The 19,693-nt window shown below is 64.1% G+C and carries 25 protein-coding genes and 1 tRNA gene; 9 read left to right on the top strand and 17 right to left on the bottom strand.

The window, feature by feature from the left end:
• Window positions 1–74: 74 nt before the first annotated feature.
• From nusG to ENE74_RS01655, 3 genes are all read right to left on the bottom strand, one after another.
• Window positions 75–611, bottom strand: coding sequence for a transcription termination/antitermination protein NusG (gene nusG, locus ENE74_RS01665; RefSeq protein ID WP_127688901.1), 537 nt, complete (start codon window positions 609–611; stop codon window positions 75–77).
• A 50-nt stretch (window positions 612–661) separates the two neighbouring features.
• The gene (gene secE, locus ENE74_RS01660; RefSeq protein ID WP_127688900.1) at window positions 662–862 is read right to left on the bottom strand and encodes a preprotein translocase subunit SecE; all 201 of its coding nucleotides are present in this window, start codon (window positions 860–862) and stop codon (window positions 662–664) included.
• Window positions 863–1,014: 152 nt separating this feature from the next.
• Window positions 1,015–1,090: transfer RNA gene (locus ENE74_RS01655), tRNA-Trp, on the bottom strand.
• Window positions 1,091–1,271: 181 nt separating this feature from the next.
• On the opposite strand from ENE74_RS01655, the gene aat reads away from it, so the two are divergent.
• Window positions 1,272–2,003, top strand: a complete 732-nt coding sequence (gene aat, locus ENE74_RS01650) for a leucyl/phenylalanyl-tRNA--protein transferase (RefSeq protein WP_127688899.1) — start codon at window positions 1,272–1,274, stop codon at window positions 2,001–2,003.
• Window positions 2,004–2,212: 209 nt separating this feature from the next.
• Here aat and ENE74_RS01645 read toward each other — a convergent pair whose 3' ends face one another.
• The 14 genes from ENE74_RS01645 to flgB all read right to left on the bottom strand — a co-directional run bounded on the left by ENE74_RS01645 (window position 2,213) and on the right by flgB (window position 12,988).
• Window positions 2,213–2,611, bottom strand: a complete 399-nt coding sequence (locus ENE74_RS01645) for an NADH:ubiquinone oxidoreductase subunit NDUFA12 (protein WP_127688898.1) — start codon at window positions 2,609–2,611, stop codon at window positions 2,213–2,215.
• Window positions 2,612–2,683: 72 nt separating this feature from the next.
• Complete coding sequence (locus ENE74_RS01640; RefSeq protein WP_127688897.1) at window positions 2,684–3,724, bottom strand: flagellar motor protein MotB; 1,041 nt, start codon at window positions 3,722–3,724, stop codon at window positions 2,684–2,686.
• Between the two features lie 3 nt (window positions 3,725–3,727).
• Entirely contained in the window at window positions 3,728–4,591 is an 864-nt protein-coding gene (gene motA / locus ENE74_RS01635; RefSeq protein WP_127688896.1) for a flagellar motor stator protein MotA, read from the bottom strand.
• Between the two features lie 158 nt (window positions 4,592–4,749).
• The gene (locus ENE74_RS01630; RefSeq protein ID WP_127688895.1) at window positions 4,750–5,589 is read right to left on the bottom strand and encodes a flagellin; all 840 of its coding nucleotides are present in this window, start codon (window positions 5,587–5,589) and stop codon (window positions 4,750–4,752) included.
• A gap of 15 nt (window positions 5,590–5,604) precedes the next feature.
• Window positions 5,605–6,939 (bottom strand): flagellar hook-associated protein FlgK, encoded by a 1,335-nt coding sequence (flgK, locus tag ENE74_RS01625; protein ID WP_127688894.1) that lies wholly within the window; start codon window positions 6,937–6,939, stop codon window positions 5,605–5,607.
• A complete protein-coding gene (locus ENE74_RS01620) occupies window positions 6,936–7,274 on the bottom strand; it encodes a rod-binding protein (protein WP_127688893.1) in 339 nt (112 codons plus the stop codon). The genes flgK and ENE74_RS01620 overlap by 4 nt, the downstream gene beginning before the upstream one ends.
• Window positions 7,274–8,416, bottom strand: coding sequence for a flagellar basal body P-ring protein FlgI (locus ENE74_RS01615; RefSeq protein ID WP_420902558.1), 1,143 nt, complete (start codon window positions 8,414–8,416; stop codon window positions 7,274–7,276). Before ENE74_RS01615 ends, ENE74_RS01620 begins: the two co-directional genes overlap by 1 nt.
• 11 nt (window positions 8,417–8,427) lie before the next feature.
• Window positions 8,428–9,099, bottom strand: coding sequence for a flagellar basal body L-ring protein FlgH (locus ENE74_RS01610; RefSeq protein WP_206517641.1), 672 nt, complete (start codon window positions 9,097–9,099; stop codon window positions 8,428–8,430).
• Window positions 9,100–9,113: 14 nt separating this feature from the next.
• Window positions 9,114–9,902 (bottom strand): flagellar basal-body rod protein FlgG, encoded by a 789-nt coding sequence (gene flgG / locus ENE74_RS01605; RefSeq protein WP_127688891.1) that lies wholly within the window; start codon window positions 9,900–9,902, stop codon window positions 9,114–9,116.
• Between the two features lie 39 nt (window positions 9,903–9,941).
• A complete protein-coding gene (gene flgF / locus ENE74_RS01600; RefSeq protein WP_127688890.1) occupies window positions 9,942–10,685 on the bottom strand; it encodes a flagellar basal-body rod protein FlgF in 744 nt (247 codons plus the stop codon).
• A gap of 29 nt (window positions 10,686–10,714) precedes the next feature.
• Window positions 10,715–11,545, bottom strand: coding sequence for a flagellar hook-basal body complex protein (locus tag ENE74_RS01595; protein ID WP_127688889.1), 831 nt, complete (start codon window positions 11,543–11,545; stop codon window positions 10,715–10,717).
• A 26-nt stretch (window positions 11,546–11,571) separates the two neighbouring features.
• Window positions 11,572–12,225 carry a flagellar hook assembly protein FlgD gene (locus ENE74_RS01590; protein WP_127688888.1) on the bottom strand — a complete coding sequence of 218 codons (654 nt, stop codon included), beginning with the start codon at window positions 12,223–12,225 and terminating at the stop codon, window positions 11,572–11,574.
• Entirely contained in the window at window positions 12,222–12,635 is a 414-nt protein-coding gene (flgC, locus tag ENE74_RS01585; RefSeq protein WP_420902555.1) for a flagellar basal body rod protein FlgC, read from the bottom strand. Before flgC ends, ENE74_RS01590 begins: the two co-directional genes overlap by 4 nt.
• On the bottom strand, window positions 12,632–12,988 hold the full coding sequence (gene flgB, locus ENE74_RS01580) for a flagellar basal body rod protein FlgB (RefSeq protein ID WP_127688886.1): 357 nt from the start codon (window positions 12,986–12,988) through the stop codon (window positions 12,632–12,634). Before flgB ends, flgC begins: the two co-directional genes overlap by 4 nt.
• Before the next feature lie 269 nt (window positions 12,989–13,257).
• Between flgB and ENE74_RS01575 the strand changes: the two genes are divergently transcribed.
• The 8 genes from ENE74_RS01575 to ENE74_RS01540 all read left to right on the top strand — a co-directional run bounded on the left by ENE74_RS01575 (window position 13,258) and on the right by ENE74_RS01540 (window position 19,690).
• Window positions 13,258–13,941, top strand: a complete 684-nt coding sequence (locus ENE74_RS01575; protein WP_127688885.1) for a MotA/TolQ/ExbB proton channel family protein — start codon at window positions 13,258–13,260, stop codon at window positions 13,939–13,941.
• Window positions 13,941–14,432: a flagellar motor protein MotB gene (locus ENE74_RS01570; RefSeq protein WP_127688884.1), complete on the top strand. Its 492-nt coding sequence runs from the start codon at window positions 13,941–13,943 to the stop codon at window positions 14,430–14,432. The genes ENE74_RS01575 and ENE74_RS01570 overlap by 1 nt, the downstream gene beginning before the upstream one ends.
• A 78-nt stretch (window positions 14,433–14,510) precedes the next feature.
• A complete protein-coding gene (locus tag ENE74_RS01565) occupies window positions 14,511–15,065 on the top strand; it encodes a flagella basal body P-ring formation protein FlgA (protein WP_127689513.1) in 555 nt (184 codons plus the stop codon).
• A gap of 75 nt (window positions 15,066–15,140) precedes the next feature.
• Window positions 15,141–15,416, top strand: a complete 276-nt coding sequence (flgM, locus tag ENE74_RS01560; RefSeq protein WP_127688883.1) for a flagellar biosynthesis anti-sigma factor FlgM — start codon at window positions 15,141–15,143, stop codon at window positions 15,414–15,416.
• 7 nt (window positions 15,417–15,423) lie between these two features.
• Window positions 15,424–15,726 (top strand): hypothetical protein, encoded by a 303-nt coding sequence (locus tag ENE74_RS01555; protein ID WP_127688882.1) that lies wholly within the window; start codon window positions 15,424–15,426, stop codon window positions 15,724–15,726.
• A 218-nt stretch (window positions 15,727–15,944) separates the two neighbouring features.
• A complete protein-coding gene (locus tag ENE74_RS01550) occupies window positions 15,945–16,793 on the top strand; it encodes a lytic transglycosylase domain-containing protein (protein ID WP_127688881.1) in 849 nt (282 codons plus the stop codon).
• Between the two features lie 9 nt (window positions 16,794–16,802).
• A complete protein-coding gene (flhA, locus tag ENE74_RS01545) occupies window positions 16,803–18,938 on the top strand; it encodes a flagellar biosynthesis protein FlhA (RefSeq protein WP_127688880.1) in 2,136 nt (711 codons plus the stop codon).
• A 14-nt stretch (window positions 18,939–18,952) separates the two neighbouring features.
• Window positions 18,953–19,690: a sigma-70 family RNA polymerase sigma factor gene (locus tag ENE74_RS01540; RefSeq protein WP_127688879.1), complete on the top strand. Its 738-nt coding sequence runs from the start codon at window positions 18,953–18,955 to the stop codon at window positions 19,688–19,690.
• Window positions 19,691–19,693: the final 3 nt, after the last annotated feature.

Below are 19,693 nucleotides of genomic sequence, written 5' to 3'. Positions count from 1 at the left end.
ACCCCTCTCCCGTTGCGACTAGGCAGCAAGCTGCCAAGTCTCACTGCCCTCTCCCAAAGGAGAGGGGAATAACGCTACTTCGCCAGTTCGACCTGTTCGAAATCCAGCTCGACGGGCGTCGCGCGGCCGAAGATCGAGACGGAGACCTTTACGCGGCTCTTTTCGAAATCCAGTTCCTCGACCACGCCGTTGAAGCTGGCGAACGGGCCGTCGAGCACCTTGACGCTGTCGCCGATCTCGTAATTGACCGTGATCTTCGTCTTGGGGTTCGCGGCGGCTTCCTCCTTGGTGTTGAGGATGCGCGCGGCTTCCGCCTCGCTGATCGCCTGCGGCTTGCCCATGGAGCCGAGGAAGCCGGTAACCTTGGGCGTGTTCTTGACCAGATGATAGACATCGTCGTTCATCGCCAGCTTCGCCAGCACATAGCCGGGGAAGAACTTGCGTTCGGACTGCACCTTCTTGCCGCGCCGCACCTCGGTCACGGTTTCGACCGGCACCTCGACCGATTCGACCAGCTGGGACAGGCCCAGACGATCGGCGTCGGCGAGAATCGAATCGCGGACCTTGTTCTCGAAGCCCGAATAGGCATGGATGATGTACCAGCGCGCCATGAAACTTCCCAAAACTCCCGCGTATGAGCGATGTAACCATTAAGCCTGCCTCAGCCTGCCGCCAGCGCCAGCAGCCACTTCACCGCCGCCCCGAAAACGGTGTCGATGCCGAAAAAGAACAGCGCCAGAATCGATGTCATGATGACGACCATCACGGTGGTCATCATCGTTTCCCGACTCGTCGGCCACACGATCTTGTTCGCCTCGGCACGCACCTGATTGACGAAATCCGCAACGGATGTCTTGGCCATGGCAATCGCTCAACCCATTCAAAAACAACACAGATCGCGAAGCAATAGGCCGCCCTCCGGGCCTTGCCTGTTTCAGGCTTCCCGGATGCGGCCGCTGCTTCGCGACCAGAAACTCCGCGTCCATAGCCTTGCGCCCCGAAAGGCGCAAGTAATGGCAGGAGTGGAGGGACTCGAACCCCCGGCATTCGGTTTTGGAGACCGACGCTCTACCAACTGAGCTACACTCCTGTATCGACAACGCCGTGCCGACGAAGACGCGCGCTTTAGCTCGACCGGCGCAGGGTGGCAAGGCTTTTGCCGCCCGCCCCGGACCGCCGTTGCGCCGCCACCCTCGTGCCGCCGTCCGCGCTGTCCGATCCGGCGGATTGCGTTGGCGCGCCGGGCGAAAGCCGCGTAGCGTGAGGGGGTAATGACGATTGACCCCGTTCTGTTGCTGCAGGCCTATGCCATCGGCGTTTTCCCCATGTCCGACGACCGCGAGGCGCAGGATATCTATTGGGTGGAACCGAAACGACGGGCGATCTTGCCGCTCGACGGCTTCCGCCTGTCGCGGTCGCTGGCCAAGACCATCAGGCGCGACCGTTTCACCGTGCGGGCCAACAGCCATTTCGCGGCGGTGGTCGCGCTGTGCGCGCAATCGGCCCCCGATCGTCCGTCGACCTGGATCAACCACAGCATCGAGACGGCCTATCTGCATCTCCATCGCCTGGGTTTCGCGCACAGCATCGAATGCTGGGACGGCGACGATCTGGTCGGCGGGCTCTATGGCGTCGCGCTGGGCCGTGCGTTCTTCGGCGAAAGCATGTTCTCGCGCCGCACCGACGCATCGAAAGTGGCGCTCGGCTGGCTGGTCGCACGCTTGCGCAGCGGCGGCTTCACGCTGCTCGACTGTCAGTTCATGACGGGGCATCTGGCCTCGCTGGGGGCCATCGAGGTCCGGCAGGCCGACTATCTGATCCAGCTCAGCGCGGCGATCCGCGACGTGCCGATGGCGCGCGGGCGCGCGATACTGGACGCAGGACCGGGACCGGAAAGCGCGCTCGCGTTCGCGCCGATCGCGGACGCGGATGCCGAGATCACGGGGCGCGATGTGGTGGAATTGCTTGGGCAAGATTCCCTGCACAGCAGCCGTTCGCCCTGAGCTTGTCGAAGGGCTATCCTGAGCGCCTGCCGCAGGCGGGCAGTCGCAGGGGGCTATCCTGAACGAAGTGAAGGCGCTTCGCTTGCGCTCAGCGGAACCCTTCGACAAGCTCAGGGCGAACGGAGATGCTGATACAATAGCAAGTGTGCGGCCGATGAATTGTGGTCTTCGTCAGAATGACGATGGCCGCAGTAAGCGCGTATTGCCCCTCACCCCGCGTCGGGGGTCCATGCCTCATAGTCGCCGGTGGCGCTGGCGCGCTTGCCGCCCTTTTCGATCGCGCCGCTCGGGCGATAGGCCTGCGGCGTGCCGGTCAGGTTGGGCGTGAAGTCCTTTTCCCAGATGCGCGGGGGCGGCAGGAAACTTTCGGGTGCGGCCTCGAAAGTGTTGTGCAGCCAGCCGTGCCATTCGGCGGGGACGCGGCTGGCGTCGTTCGCGCCATTGTACATCACCCAGCGGCGGGGTTGGCCATGCACGTCCTTGCCACCCTGGAAATAGACGTTGCCCTGATGATCCTCGCCCACGCGCGTGCCGTTGCGCGCGCTCCACAGGGCGGTGCCGATGGTGGCGCCGTTCCACCAGGTGAAGATCTTGCCGAGGATTCCCATGCCTCGCCGCTTAGCGTTTCGACAGGGGAATTGGCAAGGCGGTTTTGTGCAGGTGCGTCCTGAACGCCCGGCTTATTTGCCCGGTTTGGTGCCCTTCGTGCCCGGATTGATGACGACTGCGCCCGGCGGCAGGCCGGTGCCTCCCATATCGAGCGCGCGCGCCTGTTCCGTGGCCTTGCGCTGCGGATCGTCCCGCTCCCGGATCGCCGCCTGCGTTTCCTGATCGAATCCCGCCTCGCCGCTGCCCTTCGACCAGGCGAGCACGATCGACATGCGCCGGTTGCGCGGATCGTAGATATCCTTCGCGACATAGGGATCGCGGTCGGCGACGCCCTCGATCTTGGCGAAGCGGCTGTTGCCGATCCCCGAATCGGCCAGTGCCTTGCGCGTCGCTTCGGCTCTGGCGGAGGAAAGCAGCCAGTTGTTCATCGTGCGGCCTGCGGCATAGGGCAGGCCATCGGTATGGCCGCGCACGATGATATCGTTCGGCAGCCCCTGCAACGCCTTGGCCACTTCGGCGATCAGCGCCCGCGCATTGGGCAGCAGCCGGTCGGTCGCCATGGCGAACATCGCGAAATCCGCCTCGTCGATCACGTCGATGCGCAGCCCTTCGCGGGTTTCGGTGAAGCGGATGTTCTTGCGCAGCTTCGCCATCGCCTTGTCGGCGGCCATCCGCGCTTCCAGCGTGGCCTTGATCTTTTCAAACTGCTGGCGGTCGGCGGCCTTCTTCATCCGCCCGCCTTCGTCCTTCGTGCCTGAAGCGTCGCGCGGGATGGTGATGGCCATATTGCCCTGGCCGCCGGTCGTCGGGTAATTTTCCTTGCCGGTAATGCTGTCGCCGCCGAGCAGGCCGGTCGCCCCCGCGCTGCCCGATTTCATCATGACCATGGTTGGCGTGAAATAGTCGGCAAGACCCTTGCGCTGCTTTTCGGTCGTCGCGCCGAGCAGCCACATCAGCAGGAAGAACGCCATCATCGCGGTCACGAAATCGGCATAGGCGACTTTCCAGGCGCCGCCGTGATGGCCGCCATGCGCCTCCACGATGATTTTCTTGACGATGATCGGCCGCGGTTCCGGCTCGTTCCCGCGCTTGCTCTTGCTGTCCCCCGCCATGGCTTATTTGCCCCGCATGCCGTCGAATACTTCGGCGAAGGCCGGCTGGTTGGCGTGGCTGAGGCTGGACCGCGCGGCCTCGATCACCAGCGGCTGCGGGTGACCGTGGAGGGACGCGATGATGATCTGCTTGACGACATGATAGATGGCGCCGTCCGCCTCGATCACGCTGCGGCAGCGATTGGCGAACGGACCGACCATGCCATAGGCGAGCAACACGCCCAGAAAGGTGCCGACCAGCGCGGAGCCAATCATCGCCCCCAGAATGGCGGGCGGCTGGTCGATCGACCCCATGGTCTTGACGACGCCCAGAACCGCCGCGACGATGCCGAGAGCGGGGAGGGCGTCTGCCAGCCCCTGAAGATTGTCGGCGGGCTTGATCGCTTCGTGGTGATGCGTCTTGAGGCTGTTGTCCATCACCTCCTCCACCGCATGCGGATCAAGCGTGCCCGAGGACACGACGACCAGCCGCAGCGTGTCGGCGATCAGGTGGACCAGCGTCTTGTCTTTCAGCAGCCGGGGATATTCGGTGAACACGGTGGACGAGGAGGGGTCCTCGATATGTGGTTCGAGCGCCACCGGCCCTTCGACACGCAGCATCTTCATCAGCTTGGAAACCAGGAAGATGCAGTCGAGAAAATCCTGCTTCTTGTAGGCAGGGCCCTTGAACACCTTGGCAAGGCCGCCACCCAGCGCCTTCAGGTCCGCGCCGCTGTTGCCGATGATGAGCGCGCCGACGGCCGCGCCGCCGATGATGAGCATTTCGTGCGGCAGGGCATGGAGCACCGGCCCGATGTCGCCGCCGGTGAATATGAATCCACCGAAAACCATGACGATGAGGACGACTAGGCCGATAATTGCGAACATGATGATCCCCGCGTGAAGCGTTTCCAGTGGCTGTGCCCTGCAATGCCACTCCCTTGTAAGGACGGTTTGGTTACCGTCGGGTTTAGACTGTTCGTTTTATATTGTGCCTTGCCCGTGAAATTTGCCCTTGGCCGTCGGCTTTGCCGTCGGGCGAAGGCTTATCGGATCAAGTCGAACAGCGTCTGCTGGTTGATCTTCGCGAACACGGCCTGCGCCGCTTCCAGGGTGGTCAGCTTCGCCTGCACATTGGCCAGCGTTTCGGTCAGGTCGGTGGATTCCAGCGCGCTGCGCCGCTCGCTCAGCGTCAGGTCGATATCGACCAGCCTGTCCTTCGCGGTTTCCAGCCGGTCGCCGCGCACACCCTGCGCGGCCTGTTCGTTGATGATATGGTCCAGCCCCTTGCGGATGCCGTTCAGCGCCGCATCAGGATTTCCGCTGGTCGATACGGTGGTGATCGCCGCCGCCAATATCGCGTCGAGCGACATTGCGGTGCCGGACACGTCGATACCTTCGGATATCTGCTGCCGAGTGGCCACGACCTGCAGGTTGATGCCGCGCGACACCGGGATGGCGGTCGCCTGGCCGTCGTCGAACACCGGCGTCCCCTGAAAATCGGTTTCGTTGACCAGTTCGCTCACGACGATGCGGATGTTTTCCAGCTCGGTCGTGATCGCCGCGCGGCCCGACACGTCGAGCGAGGCGGTCGATGCCTGGATCATCAGTTCCTGCGCCCGTGAAAACAGGCTGTTCATTTCCTCAAGGTTCGAATCGGCCTTGGCGGCGCGACCCTGCGCATAGCCGACGTTGGTCGTCCATGCCGCCTGCTGTGCCTGCTGCCGGGCAAGATCGGACACCTGCACCCAGGCAAGCGGGTCCTGTGACGCTTTCGTCAGGCGGATGCCCGTGGACACGGCGGTCTGGTCGGCGGCGATGCTTTGCGACAGCGCCTTCTGGCGCCGGATTTCATCGGCCAGCGTCTGGGCGGTGATGGCGACCATGGGGACTATTCCTTATCAGATGATGGAAAGAATGGCGTCGATGGTTTCCCGCGCGACCTGAATGATCTTCGCACAGCCCGAATAGGCCTGCTGGATACGCAGCAGATCGGCCGCCTCGGCATCGAGATCGACGCCGCTGACATTCTCACGCGCGGCGCGCGCCTGTTCGTCGCGGTTTTCCGCGGCCGTGAACTCCGCCTTGGTGGCGTTGAGCAGATTGGCGTTGGTCGCGATAAGCGCGGTCCAGCCCTGTTCCACCCCGCCGGTGCCGCGCACCGAGCTGATGTTGAGCAGATTGCCGTTCAGCCGTCCGTCGGCCGATCGCGTCGCGACATCGGCATTGCTGCTGATCGCCAGGGTCAGGCTGGCGGCGGTGGTGCCCACGGTGAACAGGGCGCCGCCCGGATTGCCGGCGTCGGTGGTGCCCTGCGCGTGCCAGGCGTTCATGTCGGTCGCGAACTGCACCGCCAGCGTATCGAGCGCGGCGAGACGATCGCGTGCGATCGTGCCGCTCTGGAACAGGCCGCCCAGTGATCCGTTGGCGGGCGCGGCGACCGCGCTCCCTTCCAGCGCCAAAGCCAGCGTTCCATCGCTGTTCTGCGTGACGGCAAAGCTCATCGGGTCACCGCCCGAAACGATCGTCTGTCCGGCATAATCGAGCGCGACAGTGCCATTCGTACCAAAGCTGACGGTGACGTTGAGGCGCTTGGTGACTTCCGCCATGGCCGCATCGCGGCTGTCGAGCAGCTGCGCATGGTTGGCGGTGCCATCCTGCGCACGCAGCAGATTGGTATTGACCCGCGCCAGCTCGTCGAGCGCGTTGTTGACCGCCAGCACGTCGGCACTGGCATCGGCGGCAATGCCGGTCTGCGAGTTTTCGAGCGCATTGGCGGTCTGGTGAAATGACTCGACCACGCGCTGCATGCCGTAGATCAATGTGGTGCGCAGCGCGTCGTTGGACGGGTTCGCGGCCAGTTTCTCGACACCCCCGAACATGTCGGACAGCAGGTGGCCGACCCCGGTATCGCTGTCGTCGAGCCCCGTTTCGATATCCGACAGCCAGCGCATCCGTGCGTTGGCGCTGCCCATGGCCGTGCCGGTCAGGCGCGCGGTCGCATCCAGATAGGGATCATTGGCGCGATTGACGCGCGCGATATCGACGCCGCTGAAGCTTACTTGCGGACTGTAGAGCATCATGGTCGAAACCGATGACGGGGCTTCCCGCATACTGATCGAACGACGATTGTAGTTCGCGGTATTGGCGTTGGCGATATTCTCCGAAACCGCGCTCAGCGCCGCGCGATAGGCTTTCGTGCCCGAAGCGCCGATGATGAACAGGTCGCCGCTCATGCGGGCGATCCGTCAGGCGATGCTTTGGTGGCGGGATCGGTCGGCAGCGTTTGCGTCAGATGCTTCACCAGGAGCTCGGCAATGCCGAACTTGCCCGTCTCGGCCATGTTGTCGGCCGTTCGTGCGTCCGCCATGTCGCGAAATTGCGCGCTTTCGCCATTGTCGGTCAGCCCTTCGCCCAGGCTGGACGACCGCATGGTGGCAATCATCTGCCGCAGAAAAATGGCCTCGAATGCCTTGGCGGTCTTTTCAAGCTGTGCCTTCGCCTGGGGATCGGGTGACGCGGCTGTGCGGCCTGCACCCGAAGCGGCGGAAGGAAAGGCAATTTGCGTCATCACAGCACCACCAGTTCGGCTTTCATGGCGCCCGCTTGCTTCAGCGCCCCCAATATCTCGACCAGGTCGGCCGGGGATGCGCCAATTGCGTTCACCGCCTTCACTATATCGGCCAGCGAAGCGCCACCTTTAAAATCTATTACCGGCCGCCGTTCTTCATCGACGTTGATCGTGCTCGATTGCTCGACGGCGGTCTGGCCCTGGCTGAAAGGCGCGGGCTGCACGACGGTGGGCGATTCCTTGACGCTGACGGTCAGCTTGCCGTGGGCGACGGCGGCAGGGGCGATACGCACCGCGCCGTTGATGACGACGGTGCCGGTGCGGGCGTTGACGATCACGCGGGCCGGCGCCTCGGCAGGCTTGATTTCGATATTCTCAATGAGGCCCATCATCAGGATGCGTTCTTCGGCACCTTGCGCCGCGTCGATGGTGACCGACACGGCATCCATGGCGCGCGCGCGGCGATCGCCGAACGCCCGGTTGATGCCGTCCGCGACGCGCAGCGCGGTGGTAAGGTCCGCTTCGGCCAAGTTGAACGTCAGCGTCGGGGCGGTATCAAAGCCGGTGGCGACGGCCTGCTCGACCGTCGCACCGCCCGGAATGCGGCCCGCCGACGGCACGTTCACGGAAACCTGGCTGCCGTCCGCGCCGGAGACGCCCAGACCGCCGACCGCAAGATTGCCCTGCGCCATCGCGTAAATCTGTCCGTCCGCGCCGCGCAGCGGCGAAAGGATGAGGGTGCCGCCGCGCAGCGACTTCGCCTTGCCCAGTGCGGACACCGTCACGTCAAGCCGCTGGCCGGGCTTGGAAAAGGCAGGCAGCTCCGCCGTGATGAGGACAGCGGCGGCATTCTTGAGCGCCGGGTTGACGCCCTGCGGCAAAGTCAGGCCGAAGCGGGCGGCAACGCCCTTCATGCCTTCGGTCGCATATTGGATCGCATCGTCGCCGGTGCCGGCCAGCCCGACCACAAGGCCATAGCCGGTCAACTGGTTCGGCCGGACGCCCTGGAACGTGCCCAGATCCTTGATCCGTTCCGCCCGTGCCTGTGGCATGAAAGCGATCGCCGCGATCAGGCAGACAAGCACGCCGATGGCTTTCAGGAAGAGGTTCGATGTCCGGGTCATGGCTTTGGGCTGTTCCATCGTGCGATGCATCAGAAGGGGCTGAGCATGGTGAAGAAGCGTTGCAGCCAGCCCTGACGGCTGGCGCGGGCGATTTCGCCCTTGCCGGTGTAGATGATCTTGGCATCGGCGACGCGTGTCGAGAGCACCCGGTTGTCGGGGCTTACATCGGCTTGCCGGATCAGCCCGGAGATCTGGATGAACTCGTCTCCGCGATTGAGCGTCAGCGCCTTTTCGCCGCGCACCAGCATGGTGCCGTTGGGATAGACCTGCGCGATCGTCACCGTGATTTCGCCCGACAGCGCATTGGATTGCGATGCCGCGCCCTGACCCTTGAAGGTATTGCCGCCGCCTGCGCCGACATCGCTGGGCTTGAAGAGCGAAAACGGCCCGGTGGTGGGCGGCGTCAGGCTGATGGAGCCATCGCGGCTGGTGTCCGCGCTGTTGCTTTTGGTTGCCTGCGTGCGTTCGACCAGCGTGATGGTGATGATGTCGCCGACGGTGGCCGCGCGCGCGCCGCTGGTCAGCGCCGAATAGCCTGACGCCATCTGGAATATCGATCCGTTGGGTTGCGCCGGGGGCGGGACGGGCGCCGCATAGGTCGGCGTATATTCGACCTTCGGTGCCTTGCGCCTGGCGGCATCGCCCGGTTGCGCCGCAAGGGCGACGGACAGCAGCGCGATCGACGTGGTGAGGAAACGCATGGTCATCCTTTTCATCACATCTGCTGATTGATGAATTGCAGCATTTCGTCCGTCGCCTTGATCATCTTCGAATTGACTTCATAGGCGCGCTGGGTCTCGATCATGTCGACCAGCTCTTCCACGACATTGACGTTCGATCCTTCGAGCGAGCCGGAGCGCAGCGCACCGCGCCCTTCCAGCCCGGGCACGCCGATCTGCGGAATGCCCGAGGCCGCCGTTTCGACCAGCAGGTTGCTGCCGACCGCCTGGAGGCCCGCCGGATTGACGAACCGCGCCGTTTCGATGCGGCCCAGCTCCGTCGGTGCGGCTTCACCCTGCAAGGTGGCCGAAACAGTGCCGTCGTTGCCGATGGTGACGCTGGTGGCGCCTTCGGGCACCTGAATCTGGGGGATGAGCGGCAGGCCATCGGAACTGACAACCGTGCCTTCCGCCGTCAGGCTGAAATTGCCCGCGCGCGTGTAGGCGATCGTGCCGTCGGGCTTCTGCAACTGGAAATAGCCAGCGCCTTCGATCGCCAGGTCCAGCGCGTTGCCGGTCTGGCTGACGGTGCCCTGCGTGTCGATCTTGCTGGTGCCGGTCAGCGCCACGCCCGATCCGAGCGACAGGCCGGTCGCGAACTTGTTCTCGCTGTCGGACGCGGAACCCGCGGCGATCATCTGCTGATAGGCCAGCGTTTCGAAATCGGCGCGGTCGCGCTTGAACCCGGTGGTGTTCACGTTCGCCAGATTGTTGGCGATCACGCGCATCTTGGTGTTCTGCGCGTCGAGACCCGTGCGGGCGACGTGGAGGGCGGCGTTGCTCATCGTTCAATCCTTCCTAAGCGTGTCGGTCGGGGATGCGTATCAGGCATCCAGGCGCATCAGCGATGCGCCCCCGTCGTCGATTTCCCTGGCGGTGGTGATCATCTTGATCTGCGTTTCCCAGGCGCGGCTGGCCTCGATCATCTGGACCAGCGCCTGCGTCGGGTTGACGTTTGATCCCTCGACCGAACCCGATGTCACGCTGGCTAGCGGGTCCTGCGGCAATGCGCCGCCGTTCACTTCGCGGAACAGGCCATCGGTACCCTTCTTGATGCTGCTGCCGCTGGCGTTGGCGAGCTTGAGTGCATCGACGCGCTGAGGCTGGTTCGCTTCGCCGCCCTGCGGCACGATCCAGATGCTGCCGTCCTTGGCAATGCTGATGCTATCGGCGGCGGGCAGGGTGATCGGTCCGCCTTCGCCCAGCACGGGCTTGCCGTCGCCGGTGGTGAGCAGCCCGCTTTCGCTGAGTTTGAGGTCACCGCGCCGGGTGTAGGCCTCTGCGCCGTCGTCGGCCTGCACCGCCAGCAGCGCGTCGCCGTTCAGCGCTACGTCGAGCGGGTTGCCGGTCTGAGTGACGGCACCCTGGTTCATGTCGGCCGCCACCACCTGTTCGGCCTGCTGCGCGCGCGTCTTGAACGTCTGCCCGTCGAGATAGCGGGTGGAGGCGTTCGCGATCTCCGCGCGGAAGCCGACGGTGTTGGCGTTCGCCAGATTGTTGGCGACAGCCGTTTGCCGCGCCATCGCGCCGCGCAGTGCCGTAAGCGATGTGTGAACCAGCCGATCCATGAGCGTTCCTTGCCTTTATCCGACCGCGATCACGTACGCAGCTGGATGATCGTCTGCGTCATCGCGGTGCCGGTTTCGATTGCCTTGGCATTCGCCTGAAAATTGCGCTGTGCGGAAATCAGGCTGACCAGTTCCTCGGTAATATCGACATTGGAGCGTTCCAGCGCGCCCGAGCGGACCGATCCGTAGAGGCCCTGGCCCGCGCCGCCATATTGGGCGTTGCCGCTGCTGATGGAGGCTTCCCAATGCGCGTCGCCCTTCTGGCGCAGGCCGTCCTGGCTGGCGAAATTGGCCATTGCCACCGCGCCGATCGGTTCGGTGGTGCCATCTGCATAGGTCGCGCCGATGATGCCCTTTTCCGATACCGACACGCTGGCGAGCTGGATCGTGGGATCGCTGGGCTTCGTCAGCGGGATCTGGAGATCGGTCAGGTCTGCCGTGGTGGTGCCGGTGATGTTGCCGGCGGTATCAACCGGCAGCACCTGCAGCCGCGCACCGGTGGTGTCGATCACGAAGCGGTTGTTGTCCACGCTGAACGCGCCGTTGCGGGTATAGGATGTCGTGCCGCCGGTGCCGACGGTTCTCACCGTGAAGAAGCCTTCGCCGGTTACCGCAAGATCGAGCGTCTTGTCCGTCGTCTCGATCGTGCCCTGCACGAACTGCTGGTTGATGCCGAGCACGCGCACGCCCTGGCCCGCGACCTGGCGGGTGTTCTGCGTCGGCGCGGAGGCGAAGATATCGCCGAAAGCAGCCTTGCTCTTCTTGAAGGCGGTCGTGTTGACGTTCGCGACGTTGTTCGAAATCGTCGACAGGTCGGACTGGGCGGCTTTGAGGCCCGAAAGCGAGGTGTAGAAGGACATGGTTTATACTCCCTGCGTGAGGATGGTCAGCCGAGCCGGATGGCTGCGGACGGATCGAAGGTGCCAAGCGGCGTGATGAGTTTGGAGGCGCTGCCATCCGCGGGTGACTGCACGGCGGCGATGCTGGCCCAGGTCGCGACTTGCGCATTGGCGGCGCCACGCACTTTCACTTGCAGCGTCTGCGTGCCGATGTTGTTGCCTGCGTCGTCCTTGCCGTCCCAGTAGAAGGCGACATTGCCTGCGTCCTGTGCGCCAAGGTCGATGGATTTCACGACATTGCCGCTGCCATCGACCAGATCGACGCTGAGCGCCGTACTGGCTTCGGTGATCGCGACTTCGCCGGCATATTGACCGGCCGCGTCGGGCGCGGCGAGGTTGCTTTCGACCAGCATCGAGCGACCGATCCAGCTTGCCGCATCGCCAAGGCGCGTGCCTGACAGCTCATTCTTGATCTCTTTCAGCGAGGCATTCATTTCTGCGATGCCGCTGGAATTGGTGATGGTCGCCATCTGCGACACCATCTCGCTGTTGTTGACAGGCTCGAAAGGATCCTGCGTCTGCAACTGCGTGGTCAGCAGCCGCAGGAAATCGGCCTGGTCCATGTTGGAATTGCCGGTTTCCTTCGCAGTCTTGGTCTGCGTAAGCGTCAACCCGGCGCTATCGGTGACAGTCGTGGTCATTTGCCGATCCTTATGGTTTCGAGCATGAGGGACTTGGCGGTCTGGAGGACCTGCACATTGTTCTGATACATCCGCGCGGATTCGAGCATGTCGACAAGCTCCGCGCTGCTGTCGACCGCCGCTTCGAACACGTCGCCATTGGCATCGGCCAGCGGATGATTGGGATCGTGGCGCTTCACCGGCTTGGCATCCGTGGTGACGACGCGATCGACCGTGACCGTGGACACGCCCGGCTTTTCGGTGACAGACTGGAACACCGGGCGGATCGCGCGATAGGCGGACTTTTCGCTGCCGGTCACATTGCCGGCATTGGCCATGTTGGACGCGGTCGCGTTGAGGCGCACAAGCTGTGCCGACATGGCACGCCCGGCGATGTCAAAGATGTTCATGGGATCACCGGCCATCGTCATTCTCCCCGAAGCGCGCGGTTGAGGGTGTTGATGCGGCCTTCGAGGAAAGACAGCGTCGTGCGGTATTTGACCGCATTTTCGGCGAACAGCGTCTGTTCGGTTGAAAGCTCGACGGTGTTGCCATCGACGCTGGGCTGAAGCGGAATGCGATAGCCCATCGCGCCCTGTGCCGCGGTGCCTGCGCTGGCGCCTTCCTCCGTCGCGGTTTTCAGCGCGGCTTCGAAATCGATATCGCGCGCCTTGTAATTGGGCGTCGATGCGTTGGCGATGTTGGACGCCAGCAGGCTCAGCCGCTGCGAACGCAGCGCAAGCGCCTTGCCGTGCACACCGAACAGGCTGTCTTCCAGGCTCATCTGCCGTTTCGTCCCCGTTAAAGTTTCCAAGCCGACTGCCGTTCTGATCGTTGTGGATCATGGGGTGGCCGGTCCAGACGGATATCTGCAAAGGCCGTGCCAGTTTTTGGCGCGATGGCCTTTGCCGGTTCGGGACCCAAGCATTTCCGTGGTTTTGCCGTGCATCTGCGGCAAGGGCGGCAATTTTTTGCCGGTCGCTGGCCGGCTTTTGCCGCCCGGCAGGCGCGGCGCGATGCGGGCGGAAAACGCCGGTGGAAGGGGGATTGCGGGTGACGAACATTCTGGATGCGATCCTCGATCCGTTCACTCTGGTGCTGATGCTGGGCGGCATGCTGACTCTGGCCCTGCTCCAGAACGGTGCGGCGGCGCTGGGCAATGCCATGCGCGCGCTGGGTCCGCTGGTCACCGCAAAGCCCGATCGGGATCGCGATGCCGCGCGCGCCGCCATGCTTCAGGTCGATCATCTCGCGCAATTGCGCGGCATTGCCTGCACCGATCGCCTCTGCACCGACACGGTGCGGCGCGCCCATCCCTTTCTGGCCGAAGCAGTACGGAAGTTTTCCCATTGCGAGCGGATCGAACAGTTCGAAATGTGGGCAACGCAGACGCTCGCCGATCGCGCCGAGCGGCACCGATCGGTCCATAACGTCTGGTATTCGCTGGCGGATTCCGCACCCGCGCTCGGCATGGCGGGCACCATCATCGGCCTGATCGGCATGTTCGCGGCGATGGATGATCCCGCCCGCATCGGCCCCGCCATGGCGCTGGCATTGCTCACGACGCTCTATGGCGTGGTCCTGGCCAATTTGATCGCGGCGCCGGTGGCAGCGCGGCTCATCAGCCTTTCGCAGCGTGAACACGCCTGGCAGCAGGCTTTGTGCGAGCGGATGCTGGCCGTCGCCCGGCGCGAAAATGCGCCGGTGCGCCGCGCCGCCATGCGCGAAGTCGCCTGATGCGCGCCGATGGTCAGATGCGCAGCGCGCGCTGGGCCATCAGCTTTGCTGATCTGGCGCTGCTTCTGCTGGGTTTTTTCGTGCTTCTGCAGGCGAGCGGCCACAGCAGCACCCAGGTGCTGAACGGCGTTGGCGCACAATTTGGCGCAAAGCCGATGGCGCAAGGCGAAAACTGGCGCGCCGACGCGCTGTTCGTGCCGGGCGAGGCGATGCTGACACCTGCCGGTATTGCGAAGATCGAAGCGGTGGCGCGGCACTATGTCGCGCAAGGTGCCAGTGTCGAGCTGGCCTCGGCCGGGCAGGACAGTGGGACGGCCCGGTTCGATAGCTGGGATCTGGCAGCCGCGCGGCTGGGCGCAGTCGCGCGATCGCTGAAAAACGCCGGATTGCGGGAGGATGCGCTCGTTATTCGCGGGCTTGACCAGCGCGCCGAAGGGGCATCCGGTCAAGTGATCCGCGTCATACCGGGCCGCCGGAGCCCGCCACACTGAGCGACTGGCACGACAATTGCTTTCGTATGTGCATTGAATGTCAGGAGACAGGCTTTGCGCATATTTTCGACGATGACCATGGCGGCACTGGCGGCGATACTGGCGGCAGCACTCGCGGCCGGTCCGGCGATGGCCCAGCAGAGGTTCGAAAATCTCGACCGGCTGGACAGTCTGGTGGCGATGACCGTGGGTGCCAATCTCGGCCAGCCGGGCGGTCCGGTCGCGCCGATTGACCGGCGGCTGAAACTGGCCCCGTGCCCGTCCACGCCGAACGTGGAAGGCCCGGTTTTCGGGGCGGCGATCGTCAAATGCGATGCGCTGGGATGGCGGATTCGCGTGCCCTTGTCCACCGGCGGGGTGCAGGCCAATGTCACACCGGTGGCGGCGCCCGTTGCGCGGCCTGTCGCCGCCCGGCCCGCGCCCAGCCGCGACATCGTGGTCAAGCGCGGCGATCCGGTGCAGCTTGTTGCCGGGGGTGCGCTGTTCCAGGTCTCGCGCCTGATGGTAGCGGATGAGGATGGTGCGATCGGCGCGATGATCCGCGTGCGCGGCGAGGACAAAAAAGCAGCGCCGGTTTTGGCGCAAGTGGTCGAAACCGGGCTTGTGAAGATTCCGGGATTTAAGGATTACTGAATGCTGCCGTATATAGGCCTGTACAGGCATTTTTTCCGGCGCTCTGGACCGCCGGATACGAGAAGGACGTGACCCATGATTAATGCGATTGGACTGGGGTCTGGCTCCGCCATCGACACCGCAAAGCTCCGGGAAAGCGGCAAGAGCGCGCCGTCCGGCAGCGTTTCGGGCCGGAAATCGGGGGCCGATGGCGTATCGCCCAGCCCCGCAGCGCGGATGGCGGCCGAGGGCGCACCCATCGACATGGACCGTATCGGCGCCATCAAGGCGGCGATCGCATCGGGCAATTATCCGGTCGATGCCGACGCGATTGCGCAGAAGATGCTCGACCTCGATCTGCCGCAGGATTGATCCGGGCATGACGGTTGCTGCCCTTGATATGTTGCGCGATGCCTTCGCCGCGCTGCGCACCGCGCTTGAGGGCAACGACGCCATCGCGCTGGACGCCGCCGCCGCCCGCGTGCGCGAAGCGACGGCACAGGTGCGCGCGGCAGGCGCGTGGCGCGATGAACCGGCGGTGCGCGCGGGGTTGAAGGATCTGATGCCGGTCATCGAAAGCGCCCGTATCCACACCAATGTGCTGCAGGACCATGTCCGTCAGCGCATGGAAATGGCCGCAGCCCATGGCGCGCGGCAGACGCCGCTGACATACGGCCGCTGAGTGGGACGCTATCTGACTGTACGGTAATTGTTCCCCGGCGAAAGCCGGGGTCCAGGGTCTCACACAGCAGTATTCCGTTATCCTGGACCCCGGCTTTCGCCGGGGAACGATATTTGAAAATGGCCCGGATTTCCGGGCTTTTTTCATGTCATTTCAAAAATCCAAAAATGGCACGGTACTTGCTTAAATAACCCTGTACCAATTGGGGGTTATCATCAGTGTCTGCCGTTGCCGACATGAACAGTACCGGAAATGCCAGCGTCGGCGGCGTCGGCAATCGCGTGACCAACGCGATTGCGATGGCAAGCCGCCGCACCGGCGTCGATTTCTCCTATCTGCTGGGGCAGGCGAAAATCGAAAGCAGCCTGAACCCGACCGCGAAGGCAAGCACATCCTCTGCCACGGGTCTTTACCAGTTCGTCGACCAGAGCTGGCTGGCGGTCATCAACGACCATGGCAGCGAATATGGGCTGGACTGGGCTTCGGATGCGATCAGCCAGGGCAGCAATGGACGCTATTATGTGTCCGACCCGCATCTGCGCCAACAGATCCTCGACCTGCGCAATCATCCCGAAACGGCGTCGGTGATGGCGGCGGAACATGCGTCCGACAACAAGGCCTATCTCGAAAAGCGGCTGGGCCGGGAGGCGCAGCCCGTCGATCTCTATCTCGCGCATTTTCTGGGCGTCGGCGGCGCGGCGAAGTTTCTTTCCGCGCATGACGCCGCGCCTGGGGCCAGCGCCGCATCGCTGTTTCCTTCGGCCGCGCGCGCCAATCGCTCCATCTTCTACGACCGGCAAGGCAATGCCCGGAGCTTCGCCGACATCCGCGCCGGGTTCGAGGCGAAGCTGAACCGGGGTGCGCAGGGTGTGGCGGTCGAATATGTCGATGCCGCGATCCCCGCCGACTGGTCGCTGCCCGCCGGATCAAAGCCGGTGCAGCCCGCCGATTATGTGCGGATCGAAACGCAGCGGCTCGCGGCCAGCACCACTGCCGTCGATACCAACAGGCCGGAGCCGGCGACGGCCCGGCTCGCCTATCTCATGCTCGCGACGTTCGGAAGGTAAGATCAGGATATGACACGCAGTCAGGCCAGCGGCAAAGTGTGGATGAGCGCAGCGAAGGGAGCGGTGCTGCCGCTCGCGACGCTGATGGTCGTGATGTTCATGATGGTGCCGGTGCCCGCACTGCTGCTCGACATCGGGTTCATCACGAACATCATGATCTCGCTCGCGGTGCTGATGGTCGCCCTCAACGCCGCCAAGCCGCTCGATTTCTCCAGCTTTCCCACGGTGCTGCTGTTCGCGACGCTCCTGCGCCTGGCGCTCAACGTCGCCTCGACGCGCGTGGTGCTGGTTGACGGGCATACCGGCGCGGATGCGGCGGGGCACGTCATCGAATCCTTCGGCAATCTGCTGATCGGCGGCGACTATGTCGTCGGCATCTTCGTCTTTGCCATTTTGATGATCATCAACCTGGTGGTCATCACCAAGGGCGCGGGCCGCGTGTCCGAAGTGTCCGCCCGCTTTACGCTGGACGCCATGCCCGGCAAGCAGATGGCGATCGACGCGGATCTGAACGCGGGCTTGATGACCCCCGAAGAAGCCAAGCGCCGCCGCGCCGAAATCGCGACCGAAGCAGATTTCTACGGCTCGATGGATGGTGCGTCCAAGTTCGTGAAGGGCGATGCCATCGCCGGTATTCTCATTCTCGTCATCAACATCGTCGGCGGCATCGTGCTGGGCCTTGTCAGCCATGGTCTGACACTGAGCGAAGCGGCCTCGACGTACATCATCCTGGCGATCGGCGACGCGCTGGTGGCGCAGGTGCCTGCGCTCCTGCTGTCCATCGCCGCCGCGTCCATCGTCACCCGCGTCACCTCCGAACATGATCTGTCGGGCCAGATCGCCAGCCAGTTCGGCGCGGGCAAGGCCTGGCTGCCGGTCGCTGCGATCCTGGGCTTCCTGGGCATATTGCCGGGCATGCCGCACATGATCATCCTGCCCGCGGCGGCGCTGTGCGCGTTCATCGCATGGAAGCTCAACAAGGCAGCCAAAGCCAAGAAAAACGCGCCCGCGCCGCAGCCCGAACCCGTCAATCCCGCGCATATCGAATGGGAAGACGTGTCCGACGGCGCGGTGCTCGGCCTCGAAATCGGCTATGGTCTGATCGGCATGGTGGACGAGCGCAAGGGCGCGCCGCTCATGACCCGCATCACCGGCATCCGCCGCCAGTTGTCCCGCGAACTGGGCTTCGTCGTGCCGATGGTGCGGGTGAAGGACAATCTGGCGCTTGAACCCAACGCCTATCGCATCACCATCGCCGGTGTCGTGGTCGGCGAGGATGAAATCTGGCCGGAAGATCTGCTGGCGCTCGACAGCGGTGCGCTCGAAGGCGAAGTGCCCGGTCGCGCGTGCAAGGATCCGACCTTCGGTCTCGACGCGGTGTGGATCGCGCAGGACAAGCGCAGCGAAGCGGTGGTGTGCGGCTATACGGTGGTCGATCCGGCCACGGTCGTCGCCACCCATCTCAACCAGCTCATCGCCATGAACGCCGCCGAAATGTTCGGTCTGGACGAAGCGCGCAAGCTGCTCGACGCGCTGAAGGACAATGCGCCGCAGCTGGTCGACGGTCTCACGCCCGCGCTGCTCAGCCTTGCCCAGATTTCCGCCGTCTGCCGCTCGCTGCTGATGGAAGGCATTGCGCTCAAGGACTTCCGCCGCATCTGCGAGGCGATGATCGATGCCGCACGGCCCGATTACAGCCACGAGCAACTGGTGGAGGCCGTCCGTCAGCGGATCGGTTCGCTCATCATTCAGGGCCTTGTGCCGGTCAAGATGCCGCTGCCGGTCATTACGCTCGACGGCGATCTGGAAGCCCTGCTGGCGCAGGCAATGCGCGTTGCGGGCGACGCCAAACATCCGATCGAACCTGCCCTCGCCGGGCGGATCGTGGAAGCCGTGACGCAGGCCGCGCGTCCGATCATGGGGCAGGCCCGCAATTTCGCGATTGTGACGTCGCCGATGGCCCGTCGCGCGCTTGCACGACTTTTTAAGCCTCATCTGCCAGAAACGCCTGTGCTGTCCTTCCTTGAGATTCCCGACGGGAAGCCTGTGGAAGTGGTGGCGGTGGTTGGGGGAGAGCAGCGAGCGATGCCGCGGCATGATCCCCTGCCGGGGACGATGCCTGCGCCACGCGAGCGGGTTGCCTGAGGAGTCGCGCGCCGATGTATATGAAAAAGATCACCGCGGCAGACGCGAATACTTATGGCCGCACCGCCGGGCCGCTCACGCCCGCGCAGCTTTCGAAGCAATATATGCCGCTCGTCCGCAAGATCGCCTGGCATGTCCATGGCCGGGTATCGAGCGCGATCGAGATCGAGGATCTGCTCCAGATCGGCATGCTCGCACTGGTCGAGGCCGCCAACGGCTTCGAGGATCGTGGCCATGGCTTTGCCACTTATGCGCAGATGCGCGTGCGTGGGGCGATGATCGATCATCTGCGCCGCCATGCGACGCTGTGCCGCTCCGCCATGGCGACGCGCAAGAAACTGGGGAAGGCGCGCAGCGAACTCGAACAGCGCCTCGGCCGGGTGCCTACGGAAGCGGAAATGTCCGCGCATCTCGAAATGACGCCTGCCGACTATCGCGTCGCCGCCGACAGCGCCGAAATGGTCCAGCACAGCAGCATCGACGAAGCCTATTCGGACCAGTCAATGTGGTTTGCCGATGTCGAGGATCGCGCCGACGACGTGCTGGAACGCGAAAGCCTAAAGAAAGCGATCGCACAGGGAATATCGAAACTGCCGCAGCGCGAGGCGATCGTCCTGCAACTCTATTTCGTCGAGGAACTGAACCTCGAGGAAATCGGCGCGACGCTGGACATCGGTGCCGCGCGCGTCTGCCAGATCAAGAAAGCCGCGCTCGACAAGCTGCGCGGCATGCTGGCCGACTGGAACGACTGACGG

The organism is Sphingobium algorifonticola, assembly GCF_004005485.1.
In the GTDB taxonomy this organism is placed as follows: domain Bacteria; phylum Pseudomonadota; class Alphaproteobacteria; order Sphingomonadales; family Sphingomonadaceae; genus Sphingobium; species Sphingobium algorifonticola.
The sequence above is the reverse complement of the archived record's forward strand: the minus strand, read 5'-3'. Positions and strand labels throughout refer to the sequence as shown.

Coding starts and splice junctions, on each gene's coding strand:
- nusG (WP_127688901.1), bottom strand. CDS start 611: ATGGCGCGCTGGTACATCATCCATGCCTATTCGGGCTTCGAGAACAAG.
- secE (WP_127688900.1), bottom strand. CDS start 862: ATGGCCAAGACATCCGTTGCGGATTTCGTCAATCAGGTGCGTGCCGAG.
- aat (WP_127688899.1), top strand. CDS start 1,272: ATGACGATTGACCCCGTTCTGTTGCTGCAGGCCTATGCCATCGGCGTT.
- ENE74_RS01645 (WP_127688898.1), bottom strand. CDS start 2,611: ATGGGAATCCTCGGCAAGATCTTCACCTGGTGGAACGGCGCCACCATC.
- ENE74_RS01640 (WP_127688897.1), bottom strand. CDS start 3,724: ATGGCGGGGGACAGCAAGAGCAAGCGCGGGAACGAGCCGGAACCGCGG.
- motA (WP_127688896.1), bottom strand. CDS start 4,591: ATGTTCGCAATTATCGGCCTAGTCGTCCTCATCGTCATGGTTTTCGGT.
- ENE74_RS01630 (WP_127688895.1), bottom strand. CDS start 5,589: ATGGTCGCCATCACCGCCCAGACGCTGGCCGATGAAATCCGGCGCCAG.
- flgK (WP_127688894.1), bottom strand. CDS start 6,939: ATGAGCGGCGACCTGTTCATCATCGGCGCTTCGGGCACGAAAGCCTAT.
- ENE74_RS01620 (WP_127688893.1), bottom strand. CDS start 7,274: ATGACGCAAATTGCCTTTCCTTCCGCCGCTTCGGGTGCAGGCCGCACA.
- ENE74_RS01615 (WP_420902558.1), bottom strand. CDS start 8,416: ATGGAACAGCCCAAAGCCATGACCCGGACATCGAACCTCTTCCTGAAA.
- ENE74_RS01610 (WP_206517641.1), bottom strand. CDS start 9,099: ATGCGTTTCCTCACCACGTCGATCGCGCTGCTGTCCGTCGCCCTTGCG.
- flgG (WP_127688891.1), bottom strand. CDS start 9,902: ATGAGCAACGCCGCCCTCCACGTCGCCCGCACGGGTCTCGACGCGCAG.
- flgF (WP_127688890.1), bottom strand. CDS start 10,685: ATGGATCGGCTGGTTCACACATCGCTTACGGCACTGCGCGGCGCGATG.
- ENE74_RS01595 (WP_127688889.1), bottom strand. CDS start 11,545: ATGTCCTTCTACACCTCGCTTTCGGGCCTCAAAGCCGCCCAGTCCGAC.
- ENE74_RS01590 (WP_127688888.1), bottom strand. CDS start 12,225: ATGACCACGACTGTCACCGATAGCGCCGGGTTGACGCTTACGCAGACC.
- flgC (WP_420902555.1), bottom strand. CDS start 12,635: ATGACGATGGCCGGTGATCCCATGAACATCTTTGACATCGCCGGGCGT.
- flgB (WP_127688886.1), bottom strand. CDS start 12,988: ATGAGCCTGGAAGACAGCCTGTTCGGTGTGCACGGCAAGGCGCTTGCG.
- ENE74_RS01570 (WP_127688884.1), top strand. CDS start 13,941: ATGCGCGCCGATGGTCAGATGCGCAGCGCGCGCTGGGCCATCAGCTTT.
- ENE74_RS01565 (WP_127689513.1), top strand. CDS start 14,511: ATGGCGGCACTGGCGGCGATACTGGCGGCAGCACTCGCGGCCGGTCCG.
- flgM (WP_127688883.1), top strand. CDS start 15,141: ATGATTAATGCGATTGGACTGGGGTCTGGCTCCGCCATCGACACCGCA.
- ENE74_RS01555 (WP_127688882.1), top strand. CDS start 15,424: ATGACGGTTGCTGCCCTTGATATGTTGCGCGATGCCTTCGCCGCGCTG.
- flhA (WP_127688880.1), top strand. CDS start 16,803: ATGACACGCAGTCAGGCCAGCGGCAAAGTGTGGATGAGCGCAGCGAAG.
- ENE74_RS01540 (WP_127688879.1), top strand. CDS start 18,953: ATGTATATGAAAAAGATCACCGCGGCAGACGCGAATACTTATGGCCGC.